We start from the raw sequence: 14,143 nt of genomic DNA on the forward strand, positions 1-14,143 counted from the left end.
GGAAATTCAGAAAATCCTGAATTTTGGTGCAAAACCCACTGGACGCCCGGATTCGAGATTGCTATACGGCCCACGTGTTCCGGCGTAGCTCAGCGGTAGAGCAGTTGACTGTTAATCAATTGGTCGTAGGTTCGATCCCTACCGCCGGAGCCATAATCAACCTAACCCGTTGATACTGAAAGGAAACGGAGAGTAGCTCCGTTAACTTTCCCCCTCAGCTGCGATCCTGGCACACAGGCGGCGCACACGGGGGTCACACGCGGCTCACTTCGTGTCTCATGTACGTCCGCGACGGTCCAACCGTCGAGGTCACAATGACGCCTTTTCGATACCTGCACCGCAAACGCGACCGCTTTCACTTTCGCAGACGAATTCCAGGGGCTTTCGGCAATTTTCCGCCGATCTCTCTCCCGCTGGGGACGACAGACGAAAATCTTGCGCTTACCTGGGTCAGACACCTGACGCAGGAGTCCGACCTTATGTTCGACAGTTTCATTTTTGTTGCCCCGCCGCTTCCCGAAGCGCTCGTCGCACAGTATTTTCGGCATTGCCTCGAGGACAGCCTGTCCACGCTACGTCGCCAAGTCCGTATGGCCAGGATGACCGGACGCTTCGGAGCAGACAATCAGATGCAGCTCTCCCTCATGCCCATGATCCTGCAGAGCCTTCTGCACGATGGTATCAATGACAAACTGCCGCTCCAGAGGGTCGACCCCGAGTGGTCAGAAGAGACGCTCTCGATGGCGATGCACCTTTATGCGCTGGAAGCCCGCAAAATCCAATCTTCGGAAGAGACGCGGCGGATCCAGCAGTCCTTCCCCGACATCAAGCAATCCGATCTCACCAGCATGGAGCATACCGCGCAACTGCGCGAAGCCTACATTTCCGCCCGCCTCGCCGCCTTGGGGAAAGGAACTGCGCCGACGTGTTTTGAAGCTCTCTGCGATCAGGCGGATCACCACGAACAAGCCGCCAACGCCCGGGAACCGGCCAGCGCTGGCGCCATGGACAGCGTGGTTTCGACGGCTTCGCAATGCGATACTCGTCCAGATGACACTACGCTCGGTGTGCGGCCTGACAACGGTCAACCTTGTCCTGTGTGTCCGCGGACGCCTGCAAAGGCTGCGGAAACAACGACGGAACCCGTATCCGCCGTCCAGCGCCCTGCCCCGAAATCCGTTTGTCGGACCATGTCCACCTTGGCAGACCATTTCGCCGCCTGCCGGGATGAAGCACTGGCTGCAGGTTCCGACGGCTGGTCCATGGACATTGCGCATGTCTTCTGGCGGGCAACTCGGTCAGAGAACATGACACCGGCGGTGGCGACGCAGCGTCAGTCAGATATCAGGCGGTTCATGCTCATCTTGGGGATCACAAGCGTGACGCAGATTACGCAAGCAAAATTAAGGCATTGGAACGATATGTTGATGCAGTTCCCCAAGAACTTTCTGCGTTCAAGCAAGGATGTCCATCAGGAACTCGAAGCCATCCTGCTGGGGGCAAAGCATCTCGCCGCCAAGGATAAAGGTCTCGCATCCGGTACACTCGACCGCCATGTGAAGTCGATCGAACTTCTGATCAGACGGGCCGTTTCCGAGGGAATGAGCGATCTTAAGGATCTGGAACTCAAGTCATTAAAACCAAGGAAAACATCTGGTCGGAACCGCCACAAAAAGCGCGCGACTTTCAGAGTGGAAGAGCTCAACCAGCTTTTCGCACATCCCCTTTGGACCGGTGCGAAATCCGCTGACCGGCTCCACAAGGCCGGACCCGTCGTCACGCGCGACGGCAAGTGGTGGATCCCCTTGATTTTGATGTACACCGGTGCTCGCCGGGCCGAAATCGCCGGGATGCTGGCATCAGACGTACAGGTCGTCGATGGAATTCCAGTATTCATCATCCAGTCGAACAAGTACCGAGGCATCAAGGGTGAGGCGAAGGACGCCGGTCCGGATGACAAGCTCACCCGTATTGTCCCCATCCACTCGCAACTGCTCGACCTGGGAATTCTCGACTACGTCGAAAACATCCGCACCAAGGGCCACGCCCTGTTGTTCCCAGATGTCGTCCCGAAGCCGCGCAAGGGCTCGGTACGAGCAAAAGCTGCGGATCCCGCTCTTCTCGTCGAGAAGTTCGGAGCAAAGTTCGATAATGCGTGGAGCAACGCTATGAAGTTTGCGCTGGAGGACAACCCGCGTAAATTGTGCATCCACAGCCTTCGCCATTTCGTCAACAACACGCTGATTCACGAAAATGACGTTCACAAAGTAACAAGGCTTGATCTCCTCGGGCACGTTGAGGGCTCTGATGACCAAGACACGAACACCTCGACATACCGGGACGACACCCCTCTGTCGATCAAGCGTGAGGCAATTGAGAAACTGCCGCGGCTGGATGTCATGTTGGTCAAGTCATAGTGCCCGGAGTATCAGAAAGAAACTCTCACCGATCCGGTGGATCATGCGACGTCGTCTGGTCTTTTCAGGCTCTGTTGCACAAATCGGCTGAACGCCGAGTTTCCCCTTTCCCCGGGCGGACTTATCCTACGACTTCCGTGACGGGCATGCCGAGCGCGGTGTAGCCGTTCAGGACGGCAATGCGGACCTGGAGTTCCGCGACCTGGCGGTCGAAGTCCCGCGCCATGAGCCGCTGGCCCAGCAACTTCATACAATGCATTTTTGTCTCGACGCGGCTTCGGCGGTGGTATCCGCTCCATCGTCGCCAGAGTGCGCGGCCCAGGTATTTCGCCGCGCGCAAGGCCTCGTTTCGCGCCACGGCTCCGGCGGTGATCGTCTTCCAGGGCTTCGCGTTTTTGCGGGGCGGGATGACGGCATGGGCGCCGCGATCTGCAATCGCATCGTGGCATTTGCGCGTGTCGTAGGCGCCATCAGCCGTGACGCTACCGATTTCCTGGTCCTGCGGGATTTGGTCGAGAAGGTCGGGTAGGATCGGCGCATCACCGATGTGGCTCCCGGTGATTTCGACGGCCCGAACCTCCAGCGTTTCCTCATCAATCCCCAAGTGGATCTTGCGCCAGACGCGGCGTTTAGGGCCGCCATGCTTGCGGGCGTGCCACTCGCCTTCGCCCTCGACCTTGATCCCGGTGCTGTCTATCAACAGGTGCAACGGCCCCTTGGAGCCGCGGTATGGGATGTTGACGGCCAAGGTCTTCTGGCGGCGAGATAGCGTGCTGAAGTCGGGCACCGTCCAGTTCAGACCGACCAGCTGCAGCAGGCTCTCGACGAACCCGGTCGTCTGCCGGAGCGCCATGCCGAACAGCACTTTCATCGAGAGGCACGTCTGTATGGCGGCGTCGCTATAGCTCTGCTGGCGGCCACGCCTGCCTGTCGGCACGGCATCCCAGATCATCTCAGGGTCGAACCAGATCGTCAGCGAGCCCCGGCGCTTGAGCGCTTCATTGTAGGCTGGCCAGTTTCTGGTCTTGTAGGTCGGGGGTATGGGTCTGCTCATGCATCCCAGCTACCACGCTGGATTCACGAGATGAATCCCTCACGCGATTTGTGCAACAGAGCCGGTTCAGGGCAAAATCCCCTACGAGGCTGAAAGGCTGCGGCAACGGACCGGACCGGCCTGGGCCGGCCTGGAATACAGAACTATGGACGGTGAATGGCGGATCATGCCCTGGGCGGCAGGCAGGCCCGCACTGGATGTCACGAAATCCCTTGCCGCCGCACCGAACGGATTGGACCGGCTGACCCCGATCGGACTGCTGCGCCAATCCGTTCAGGGAAGCCGTCTTGCGGTCGATCCCGACACCCTGTTGGTCCGCGAAGGCCCCAAAGCCGGTTCCCTGGGCACTTGTACACCCGCCAATTTCGCAACATTGGCGCAACTGGGTTTTGGCGGACCAGCCCATGACGCACGGCGCATACGATGCCTGGACGGCCGTGTTTTCGCCGAGGATACAGCCCCCGGGGCAAGCGACATCGGCGCCTTGACGCTGCTTGACAGTGATCCCTTCGCGGCCCGCGACACGATCGACACGGCGCCCTGGACCTGGACCATCCTGCAGCCCCGCCCTGACCAGCCCCCTGTCAGCGAGGTGCGGTTTCAAGGCGAACAAGTCGCCCTGGCAGCGGGTCGCTTTGCCTTTGATGATTATCGCGCCCTGGCCCTGCCCTTTTCCGGCACCTGGCATCTGGTTGCTTCGGACGGACTTCGGGAACATCCCGCGGGTCGCTTTGGTCTGCTGCAAGGCGCGCGACCGGGGTTTGTGGACGATCCTGCCTTGGTCAGCACCGCGACGTCTGATCGATCGCCTGAAGGCAGCGAAGCGCTTCTTTGCCTTGAGACAAAGGCCGGAACGGTCCAATACGACGTCGATGGAACCCCCAGTGCCGTTGACCGATGCGCCGACTGGCGCGGAACCGATGGCTTTTGGAGCTATCGGCAAGGGCCCGTTTCCGGGGTCGAGGCCACCGGAACGGCCTCGAACGGACCGGTGATGCGCCGCAACATTGCCAAGGGACGGTTTACCGATCTCGTGGCCACCGGGTTGCCGCGCGTCGATGCCGGCGGCATCAAGGTGCCCAACGCTCTGGGCGTGCTGACCTTGACCCCGTCCGGTACCGCGTTGGATCTGGCCAGCCATTCCGGCGCAACCGCGCTGTTTGCCCGCCTTGATGGCACCTACGCCGCCGTCACGGACAATGCGTTGCACGATCTGGACGGACAGCCCGATCCGGACGACTGCCCGGGCATTGATGCAATTTTGACCCGTCTGAACAACCGCGTCCGGATCGAAGCCGTCGAACGTCGCGGCGAACACGGCCTGCGGATTTTCGGGCGCGATGCCGACCAAGGACCTGTCCGGCTATCCGCAAGCTGTTTGCACCCCGAAGCCATCTCGGTCTTCACCGAGACCGTTTCCGTGGCCACACGCACCCGCCACGACGCCCTGCCCGCAGACAGCGCGGGGTCGGGTTTTCTTGGGGTGCAGACAAATGCGGACGCAGGCGGGCTGACACTGACCGATGGCGTCGATCGCCAGGTAGCCATGAAGCTTGACGGGGATGGCGCGGTATTGACCCTGCTTGGGCGAAACGGCGGGCGCAATCTTGTGGCCGTCACCGAAAGGGAGGCCTATCTTCTTGATATCGACGCTGCTTTGTCCTTGCTCGCCGCATCCCCCGCTCAGACCACCGATGTGCCGGAACCGGTGACAGAACCACAAACCGAACCAGCGCGTGACCCGGAAAACCGCGTCGGTCCTTCCAAACCGGCTGACCCTCCAGTCAAGCCTGTCGAACCGCAAACCAGCGTCGAAAGCCCCCCCGCCGCGCCGCAATCCGCCCCCCCAAGCCCGCAGATCCGGCCCAGGTCCGCGCCCGAAAGGGCTGTCGAGGTCTTGATCGATCCCAGAACGCTGGATCGCAGTGCCATACGCGTTCTGCAAACGCGGCTGCAGCGCATGGGCTTTTACCGGATAACCATCGACGGCTTGACCGGCCCGGGAACTGATCGGGCAATCCGGGCCTACCAACAGGCCCGCGGAGAAGCGCAAACCGGTCTGTTGACCCCGTCACAAGCCGCCGACCTTCTGGGAGACCCGCAATGACCGATCCCATCAGCCTGCGCCCCGGTCTGGCGGTCCAGTTGCCCGCCGAGGGCGATGTGCTTTACAAGTCGCCGCGCAAAGAGCCCGCCCTTTCCGCCCTTCGCGAGGTGGCGAAGTCACTGACACCGCCGCGCGTCAAAGGTGTGTCAGTGCCCGCATCCCTGGCCTATGCTTCCGAAACCTATGTCCTGGGTGCCGGCTGGTCCAAGAACACCGCCGAAAAATCGCGCCCGGATGCCCCGGCTGAAAAACGCGCCGAGGCGCTGTCAGACTTTGTCAAAACGGCAAACGCTCTGCTGGCCGGCCCTACGCTGGTTCACGAAACTGTCGGCTTGCGTACCTATCCCTACGGCAAACCTCCGGCTGTCTCGCTTGGCAAGGCCCCGGCCAAAAACGGCGACGCGTTGCGCCTTTGGCGGCGGCGCTCCCGTAGATGGCTGGAAACAGAGCTGGGCCGCCTGCGCGAGGGCACGCCGCTCATCCCCGAAGACATGGACAACGACCCCGATGCGATTCTGTTCGAGCGGGTCCTTGGCGTCCTGTCACAGCTGCCCCGTCCCGTCCCCATGATTTGGGGTCTTGCACCGGACACCGGCGCTCAGGCCCTGTCGCTTGTGCTTCTTGTCCCAAAGACCATGTCCCATGTCCGCATGGTGTTGGAGGCCCGGAACACCGAGATCGAAATCGACAAAAGCGCCTGCATCCCCCCAAAGGATCACCTGATCGAAGTGATCCTTTCGCACTCTTTGGCAGCCGCCCATGCGGCCAGTCTGTTTCTTGGCGACGCCAAGGCCGTTCGTGTGGCAACAGCCATGCTTGCGGATTGGCCAGAGGGCGCCGCTTTCTCGCAAAAGCCCCAACCGATCGTCACGGTTCACATCACGCCTTCTGAAATGGAAACGGCGCCTTCGGGGCCCCTGACACTTGATGCATTCCCACATGAATTGGGGTCGTTTCCTGGTGGTCCGGCTTAGGTCGATCATTTCGAAAATATGTGCGGGCCTTTGCTGGTGTTTCGCGGCTGCTCAAAGGGCAGACGGTCATCACAGACCTTGCCCCCAAGAATTCCCGGGTCATGCCGCCTCGCGCCCCGGGCATGACCTATCGGACTGCTTCTCGCGTTTCCTTTGGCCCTTGTTTTGGGTACTCTACCCCCCGAGGCAGAAAACAGGAGAGAACGATGCACAGAACCCTCTTGCTGGCGGGCATCATCGGGATCGCGATCACCGCTTTGGCAGACCCGGCGGCGGCGGGCTGGCGGGATCGCTACGAAGTTCAGGGTGTCGAAGAAGATGACATGCTCAAGATGCGGGCCGGCCCGGGCACCGGGTACAAGGTGATCCTGGGGCTTCCGAACGGCACCAGGCTGCGCGTGACCAGTTGCGAGCAGACCGGCGGCACGCGCTGGTGCAAGGTGTCGCTGGACGGCGCGCCGGGGCTGCGCGGCTATGTCTCGTGGGCGTATTTGCGGCAGATGTGACGCGCGCGGGCAGATCCCTTCGGCCCGGCGCTGACAACGGCGCCGCGCCGACATCACCCCTGCAAGGGACGGTCCGAACAGGGCCCGGGCGGCACGGGATGCATGGCCAACAGGTCGTTCAACCCGCAATTGCCGCGCACCAGGTCATCCAGCGTGACCATGTCCAACTCGTGATAAAAGGCTTCGAGCGCCCGGACCACATAGGTCCTTAGCCGGCAGGTCTGCGCCAGCGGGCAGGTGTTGCGCTGCGCGTCAAAGCATTCGGCAAAGGGAATGTCGGTTTCAAAGATCCGAAAGACCGCCCCGATCGAAATGCGCTGCCCCGGCCGGGCCAGCCGGATGCCGCCGCTGCGCCCGCGCACCGTTTCAAGATAGCCCTCGGCCTGCAGCTGCTGGACCACGCGCGCAATGTGGTTGACCGAGGCATTGCAGCGCCGCGCGATATCCGAAGTCCGCACCAGTTGGCCGTCGTTGACCGCGCAGAACATCAGCGTGCGCGCGGCAAGGTTGGTTCGTGTCGTCAGGCGCATTCGGGCTCCTTCGGTGTAATATCCTGCATCACAGATACCAGTTTACTTGATCCAGATCACGTCTTTTCCGGGCAAAATGGCTTAGCAGGCCGGAAACCACCTGAAAGGCACGCCTCCGATGGCCGATCTTCCTGCGGCGAACGCGACATCTGAACGAAAAACCCGGCTGGGCGGCGCGCTATCGCTGGCGGCCAGCCTGCTCTGGATCGCGCAGGCCGCGATCATCGCCGCCGTCCTGTCGGCGCTGCTGACCGGCCAGGACAGCCGCGGCTGGGTCATGGCGCTGGCTTTTTTGGCGCTGGGGTTGGCGCGGGCGGTTTTGAACCGGCTGGCGCTGGCCACGCTGGCCGCCGCCGCCGAAACCCGCCTGCAGGCCCTGCGCCACGAGATCATCGGCACGGAAAGCGCCTCGGCCGACGCTTCGGCATTTGGCGGCGCGGGGGCCATCGCCGCCCTGACCAGCGACAAGCTCGAGGCGCTGCGCCCTTTCCTGCTGCGCTACCAACCGGCCCGGCTGCGGGTGATGATCGCCCCGCTGGTGATCCTGGCCATCACGGCCTGGGTCAGCTGGGCGGCGGCCGTCGTGCTTTTGGCGGCAGGCCCGTTGATCCCCGTGTTCATGGCCCTGGTGGGCTGGGCCGCGAAAGAGGCAAGCGCCCGCCAGATGGTCGAAATCGGGTCGCTGAACGACCTGCTGGCCGACCGACTGGCAGCGCTATCCGATCTGAGGCTGGTGGGCGCAGGGCCGCAGGTGATCGATGGCTTTGCCAAGGCATCAGAGTCGTTGCGGCAGCGGACCATGGCGGTGCTGCGCATCGCTTTCCTGTCCTCGACCGTGCTGGAGCTGTTCTCGGCGCTTGGGGTGGCGATGATCGCGGTCTGGGTCGGATTTGCCCTGCTGGGTGAATTGTCCTGGGGCACCTGGGGCACCGCGCTGACGCCGTTCCGGGGCATTTTCCTGCTGCTGCTGGCGCCGGATTTCTTTCAGCCGCTGCGCGATCTGGCGGCGGCCTGGCACGACAAATCCGCCGCCGATGCGGTGATGGCCGAGCTTGCCGACTGGCGATCGGGCGACCGCCGTGCGGTGCTGGGAACGGGCGCCTCCGCCGATGCGCTGCGCTTTGGCGGGCTTTCACTGACAGGCCTGCAGGCGGATCAGGGCGGCCGGACCCTGCGGTTTCCCGACCTTGATCTGCGCCCCGGCGACAGCCTGGCCCTGTGCGGGCCCAGCGGCGCGGGCAAGACCACGCTGTTGCGGCTGATCGCGGGGCTGGTTCCGCCCTCGGGCGGGGCGATCCGGCTGGGCCGCGATCTGCTGACGCAGGACAACGCCGATGCCTGGCGCGCCTGTCTGGGCTGGATGCCGCAGACGCCGCGCTTTCTGGGGCGTTCGCTACGCCACAACATCGGCTTTGGACAGGCGCTGGACAGTGCCATCCTTGTCCAAAGCCGCGTGGCGCCGATCATCGAAACCCTTCCGGCGGGTGATCGGACGCCGCTGGGCGAAACCGGCGCCGGCCTGTCGGGCGGCGAAGCCCGCCGCGTCATGCTGGCGCGCGCCCTGCACCGGCGCCCCGGGCTGCTGCTGGCAGACGAGCCGACCGCCGACCTTGACGCCGAAACCGCGCAGGACATCATCGATGGGCTTCTGGCCTATGTCGCGCAAGGCGGCACGCTGATCGTGGCGACCCATGACCCAAGGCTGATGGCCCGCATGGACCGCCAGATGACATTGGAGGCACGGCCATGAAACCGCTGTTCAGGATGCTTGTGCTGCTGGTGCGGGACGAACCGCGCGCTTTTGCCAGGGGGCTGGCGCTGGCGCTTGTCGTGCTGGTCATGGGGGTCGCGCTTTTGGCGCTGTCGGGCTGGTTCATCACCGCCGCGGCGGCAGCGGGCATGATCGGGCTGGGCACCGTGTTCAACGTCTTTGCGCCCTCGGCCATGGTCCGGTTCCTGGCGCTGGGGCGTACGGCGGCGCGCTATGGCGAGCGTCTGACAACCCATGACGCCACGCTGCGCGCCCTGTCGGCGCTGCGGCTGCGGTTGTTGCGGGCGGTGCTGAGCGCCCCTTACCGACGCCTTGAACGGTTGCGGGCCAGCGTGTTCCTGAACCGGGTGACGGCGGATGTGGACGCGTTGGACGGCATGGCGCTGCGGCTGGTGCTGCCGGGTGCGGCGGGGCTTGCGGTGATCGCGCTGACCGGGCTGGCGGTTGCGGTGCTGGTCGCGCCGATCCTGGGGCTGGTCATCGTATTGGGCTATGGCGCGGCGCCCAGTTTGATTTTTTGGGTCGGGCAGCGGCTGGCCCGGACCCCGGGCCGGCGGTCCGAATCCGGCATGCAGGCCATGCGCAGCCGCCTGATCGACCTGATCGCCGTGCGCGAGGACCTGATCGCCTTTGGCCGGGTGCAGCAGGCCCGCGCCGATGTCACCCGGGCAAGCGCATACCAGTCACAGGGCCAGGCCGCGCTGGAGCGGATCGAGCGGCAGACCGGGTTCTGGCTCGAGCTTGTCGGCTGGGTGGTTGTCGCCCTGACGCTTGGGATCGGCGCGGCGCGGGTGCAGGCGGGCGATATCACCGCAGCGCAGGCCGCCATCGGCATCTTTGCGGCCCTGGCCCTGTCCGAGGCGGTCGCCCCGGTGCGCCGCGCCCTGTCCGAGATTGGCCGCATGCGCTCGGCGGCGCGGCGGATCGAACCGCTGCTGCAGCACCCTGCCCCCGCCCGGCCCGCGGATCCGGCCAGCAGCAAGGGCGGAGCGCTTGTCGCCGCCGGGCTGGTGGCCACGCGCGGTGGCCGCGCCGCGCCGCTGTTCGCGCCGCTGGATTTCACCCTGGTGCCGGGACAGACCGTTGCCCTGACCGGGCGCAGCGGTTGCGGCAAATCCACCGTGCTGCTGATGGCGGCCGGACAGATTGCGCCCTTTGCCGGGCAGCTGACGCTGGGCGGCGCACCCCTGCAGGCCATCGCCCCGGATCTGCGTGCGCAGACCATCGCCATGGTGCCGCAGCGCCATGCGCTGGTCGCCGGAAGCATTGCCCAGAACCTCAGGCTGGCCGATCCTTCTGCCAGTGACGCGGCGCTTTGGGCGGCGCTTGAGGCCGCGCAGCTTGCCGAGACGATCCACGCCCGGGGCGGGCTGGACGCGGCGCTGGGGTTTCGCGGCGCCGGGCTGTCGGGCGGCGAATCCCGCAGGCTGGTGCTGGCGCGCGCGTTGCTGCGCCGCCCTGCCCTGTTGCTGCTGGACGAGCCGACCGAGGGTCTGGATGCCCCGGTGGCCCGGCAGGTCCTGGCCGCCCTGCGCGCCGCCCTGCCGGATGCGGCGATCCTGATGGCCGCCCACCGCCCCGAAGAGGTCGCCTTTTCCGACCAGGTCGTGGCCCTGACCCCGCCGCGCCAGCCCGGCTGAATTAATCTGTATCTGTGATATGGGTTTTTGACCCAGATCAAATAACACATCCATGAATCAGCATATGTAGGCGATAATCCACATCACAGATGTGTCTTATCAACTGTTTCAAGGAGTCCCCAATGGAGATCGGACTGGTCGAGCTGTCGCGCATGCAATTCGCGCTGACCGCCATGTATCACTTTCTCTTCGTGCCGCTGACGCTGGGTCTGTCGATCCTCGTTGCCATCATGGAGACCGTCTATGTCATGACCGGCCGCCCGATCTGGCGGCAGATGACGAAATTCTGGGGCACGCTGTTCGGCATCAACTTTGTGCTGGGCGTCGCCACCGGGATCACCATGGAATTCCAGTTCGGCATGAACTGGAGCTATTACAGCCACTATGTCGGCGACATCTTCGGCGCGCCGCTGGCCATCGAAGGGCTGATGGCCTTTTTCCTCGAAGCCACCTTTGTCGGGCTGTTTTTCTTTGGCTGGGACAAGCTGAGCCGCGTCCAGCACATGGTGGTGGCCTGGCTGGTCGCCATCGGGTCGAACTTTTCGGCGCTGTGGATCCTGATCGCCAACGGCTGGATGCAGAACCCGGTGGGCGCCCAGTTCAACCCCGACACCATGCGGATGGAGATGACCTCGTTCTTTGATGTGCTGTTCAACGAAGTGGCGCAGGCCAAGTTCGTGCACACGGTATCGGCGGGCTATGTCACTGCCTCGGTCTTTGTGCTGGGGGTTTCGGCGCTGTACCTGATCCAGGACCGGCACCGCGACCTGGCGCGTCGTTCGATCGCCGTGGCGTCGGCCTTTGGGCTGGCGGCAGCGCTGTCGGTGGTCGTGCTGGGGGACGAATCCGGCTATTCGGCCAGCCACACCCAAAAGATGAAGCTGGCCGCGATCGAGGCGATGTGGGAAACCCACGACGCCCCTGCCCCCTTTACCGCCGTCGGCTTTCCCGACCAGGCCGCCCGCGAGACGCATTACGCCGTCGAAATTCCCTGGGCGATGGGCCTGATCGGCACACGCAGCCTGAACACGGAAATCCCCGGCATCAACGACCTGGTCGCCGAAGCCGAGGACCGCATCCGCGACGGGCTGATCGCCTATGACGCGCTGATGACCATCCGCGAACAGCGCGAGGACACCGCGCAATCGGTACGAAGCACCTTCGAGGCGCATTCCGAGAACCTGGGCTTTGCGCTGCTGCTCAAACGCTATGTCGACGATCCGCGCGACGCGACCGAGGCGCAGATCAAGATGGCCGCCGATGACACCGTGCCGGGCGTGGCGCCGCTGTTCTGGGCCTTCCGTCTGATGGTGGCGCTTGGCTTCAGCTTCATCGCGGTCATGGCCTATTTCTTCTACCGGGCCTCGTTCCGGCAGATGCAATTCCCGCGCTGGTCGCTTTATGCCGCCGTCGCCATCATCCCGACCCCCTGGATCGCCGCCGAGCTGGGCTGGTTCGTGGCCGAATTCGGCCGCCAGCCCTGGACCGTCGACGGCGTTCTGCCCACCGCGCTGAGCGCCTCGCATCTGAGCATCATGGATCTGCTGATCACCCTGGCCGGCTTCATCGCCTTCTACTCGGTGCTCTTCGTGATCGAGATGAGCCTGATGGTGAAATACATCCGCAAGGGCCCGTTCCTGGACGTGGATGAAACCAACGCCTGGATGCAACGGCACGAGACGCGCCTGCGCCGCGATGCCGGTGACACCGCGCTTGCTGCCACCCCTGCGGAGTAAAGACCGATGATCCTTTATGAACTGATCGACTATGACATCCTGCGCGTGATCTGGTGGACGCTTCTGGGCGTGCTGCTGATCGGATTTGCCCTGACCGACGGGTTCGACATGGGGGTTGGCGCGCTGCTGCCCTTTGTCGCCAGGACCGATATCGAACGCCGCGTGGCGATCAACACCGTCGGCCCGGTCTGGGAAGGCAACCAGGTGTGGTTCATCCTGGGGGGCGGCGCGATCTTTGCCGCCTGGCCGCCGCTTTATGCGGTCAGCTTTTCGGGCTTTTACCTGGCGATGTTCGTGGTGCTGGCCGCCTTCATCGTGCGCCCCGTGGCCTTCAAGTACCGCTCAAAGCGGCCCGATCCGGCCTGGCGCGCGCGCTGGGACTGGGCGCTGTTCGCCGGCGGGGCGGTTCCGGCGCTGCTGTTCGGGGTGGCGGTCGGCAACGTGCTGCTGGGCGTGCCTTTCTACCTGACCGAAGACCTGATGCCGATGTATCCGGGCAATTTCGCCATCAAGTTCCTTGGCCTGCTGCGGCCCTTTGCGCTGCTGGCGGGGGTGGTGTCGCTGTCGATGCTGCTGATGCATGGCGCGGCCTGGCTGTCGCTCAAGGCCGAAGGCCCGGTGGCGGCGCGCGCCCGTGCCATCGGCACCCGCGCCGGGATCGTCGCGGCGGCGGGCTATGCGCTGGCCGGGCTGTGGCTGGCGACCGGGATCGACGGCTTTGCCCTGGGCGAGGTGGCGGCCAATGGCCCGTCCAACCCGCTGTATTCGCAGGTGACGCGCGGCGGGTCCTGGCTGGCCGCCTATGCGGACCGTCCCTGGATCGCCATTGCCCCTGCCCTTGGGTTCCTCGGGATCGGTCTGGCCGTGATGGGCCTGCGCGCCGGACGCGAGGTGTCGACCCTCTTGTGGTCCAAGCTGGGGATCTTCGGGATCATCGCCTCGGTCGGGTTGACCATGTTCCCCTTCATCCTGCCTTCGACGCTGGACCCCAACAGTTCGCTGACGGTGTGGGATGCCTCGTCGTCGCACCAGACGCTGTTCATCATGCTGGTGGTCACGGCGATCTTCATGCCGCTGATCCTGCTTTACACCGCCTGGGTCTACAAGGTGCTGTGGGGCAAGGTCACCGAGGCCCAAGTCACTGAAAACCCTGACACTGTTTACTGAAGGAGACACCTGGAATGTGGTATTTCGCCTGGCTTCTTGGACTGCCGCTTGCCGCGATGTTCGCCGTGCTGAACGCGATCTGGCTGGAAATGCGCACCGATGCCTGCCTGTCCGACGAAGGGGACTGCCCGATCGGCGAACACAGGCACTGACACGCGGGGGGCATCCCTTCCGCCCTCCGTGTCGGCGGGGGCCCGGGCCGGGCCTGGGCCCCCGTCACCGACACAGACACTGACACTGA

The 14,143-nt window shown here is 64.1% G+C and carries 11 protein-coding genes and 1 tRNA gene; 10 read left to right on the forward strand and 2 right to left on the reverse strand.

All coding sequences use genetic code 11. The features are described from left to right. Positions 1-78: 78 nt before the first annotated feature. Together QF118_RS13025 and QF118_RS13030 are read left to right on the forward strand one after the other, a co-directional pair. Positions 79-153: transfer RNA gene (locus QF118_RS13025), tRNA-Asn, on the forward strand. Positions 154-479: 326 nt separating this feature from the next. Then, complete coding sequence (locus tag QF118_RS13030) at positions 480-2,417, forward strand: site-specific integrase (protein WP_282299486.1); 1,938 nt, start codon at positions 480-482, stop codon at positions 2,415-2,417. A gap of 121 nt (positions 2,418-2,538) precedes the next feature. Here QF118_RS13030 and QF118_RS13035 read toward each other — a convergent pair whose 3' ends face one another. Next, on the reverse strand, positions 2,539-3,471 hold the full coding sequence (locus tag QF118_RS13035; RefSeq protein ID WP_282299042.1) for an IS5 family transposase: 933 nt from the start codon (positions 3,469-3,471) through the stop codon (positions 2,539-2,541). 166 nt (positions 3,472-3,637) lie between these two features. Here QF118_RS13035 and QF118_RS13040 point away from each other — a divergent pair, with 166 nt between their 5' ends. The 3 genes from QF118_RS13040 to QF118_RS13050 all read left to right on the forward strand — a co-directional run bounded on the left by QF118_RS13040 (position 3,638) and on the right by QF118_RS13050 (position 7,058). Further along, positions 3,638-5,578 (forward strand): peptidoglycan-binding domain-containing protein, encoded by a 1,941-nt coding sequence (locus QF118_RS13040; RefSeq protein ID WP_282299487.1) that lies wholly within the window; start codon positions 3,638-3,640, stop codon positions 5,576-5,578. Beyond that, the gene (locus tag QF118_RS13045) at positions 5,575-6,552 is read left to right on the forward strand and encodes a hypothetical protein (protein WP_282299488.1); all 978 of its coding nucleotides are present in this window, start codon (positions 5,575-5,577) and stop codon (positions 6,550-6,552) included. The genes QF118_RS13040 and QF118_RS13045 overlap by 4 nt, the downstream gene beginning before the upstream one ends. A gap of 206 nt (positions 6,553-6,758) precedes the next feature. Further along, on the forward strand, positions 6,759-7,058 hold the full coding sequence (locus tag QF118_RS13050; RefSeq protein ID WP_282299489.1) for an SH3 domain-containing protein: 300 nt from the start codon (positions 6,759-6,761) through the stop codon (positions 7,056-7,058). Positions 7,059-7,111: 53 nt separating this feature from the next. Here QF118_RS13050 and QF118_RS13055 read toward each other — a convergent pair whose 3' ends face one another. Beyond that, the gene (locus QF118_RS13055; RefSeq protein WP_282299490.1) at positions 7,112-7,588 is read right to left on the reverse strand and encodes an RrF2 family transcriptional regulator; all 477 of its coding nucleotides are present in this window, start codon (positions 7,586-7,588) and stop codon (positions 7,112-7,114) included. Between the two features lie 118 nt (positions 7,589-7,706). Here QF118_RS13055 and cydD point away from each other — a divergent pair, with 118 nt between their 5' ends. The 5 genes from cydD (at position 7,707) to cydX (ending at position 14,054) form a co-directional block, all read left to right on the forward strand. Further along, positions 7,707-9,338, forward strand: coding sequence for a thiol reductant ABC exporter subunit CydD (cydD, locus tag QF118_RS13060; RefSeq protein WP_282299491.1), 1,632 nt, complete (start codon positions 7,707-7,709; stop codon positions 9,336-9,338). Then, on the forward strand, positions 9,335-10,999 hold the full coding sequence (locus tag QF118_RS13065; protein ID WP_282299492.1) for an amino acid ABC transporter ATP-binding/permease protein: 1,665 nt from the start codon (positions 9,335-9,337) through the stop codon (positions 10,997-10,999). The genes cydD and QF118_RS13065 overlap by 4 nt, the downstream gene beginning before the upstream one ends. A gap of 122 nt (positions 11,000-11,121) precedes the next feature. After that, positions 11,122-12,735, forward strand: coding sequence for a cytochrome ubiquinol oxidase subunit I (locus QF118_RS13070; RefSeq protein WP_282299493.1), 1,614 nt, complete (start codon positions 11,122-11,124; stop codon positions 12,733-12,735). A gap of 6 nt (positions 12,736-12,741) precedes the next feature. Next, positions 12,742-13,902, forward strand: a complete 1,161-nt coding sequence (gene cydB, locus QF118_RS13075) for a cytochrome d ubiquinol oxidase subunit II (protein ID WP_282299494.1) — start codon at positions 12,742-12,744, stop codon at positions 13,900-13,902. 14 nt (positions 13,903-13,916) lie between these two features. Further along, a complete protein-coding gene (cydX, locus tag QF118_RS13080) occupies positions 13,917-14,054 on the forward strand; it encodes a cytochrome bd-I oxidase subunit CydX (RefSeq protein ID WP_282299495.1) in 138 nt (45 codons plus the stop codon). Positions 14,055-14,143 lie beyond the last annotated feature (89 nt).

The organism is Tropicibacter oceani (genome assembly GCF_029958925.1).
Classification (GTDB): Bacteria; Pseudomonadota; Alphaproteobacteria; order Rhodobacterales; family Rhodobacteraceae; genus Pacificoceanicola; species Pacificoceanicola oceani.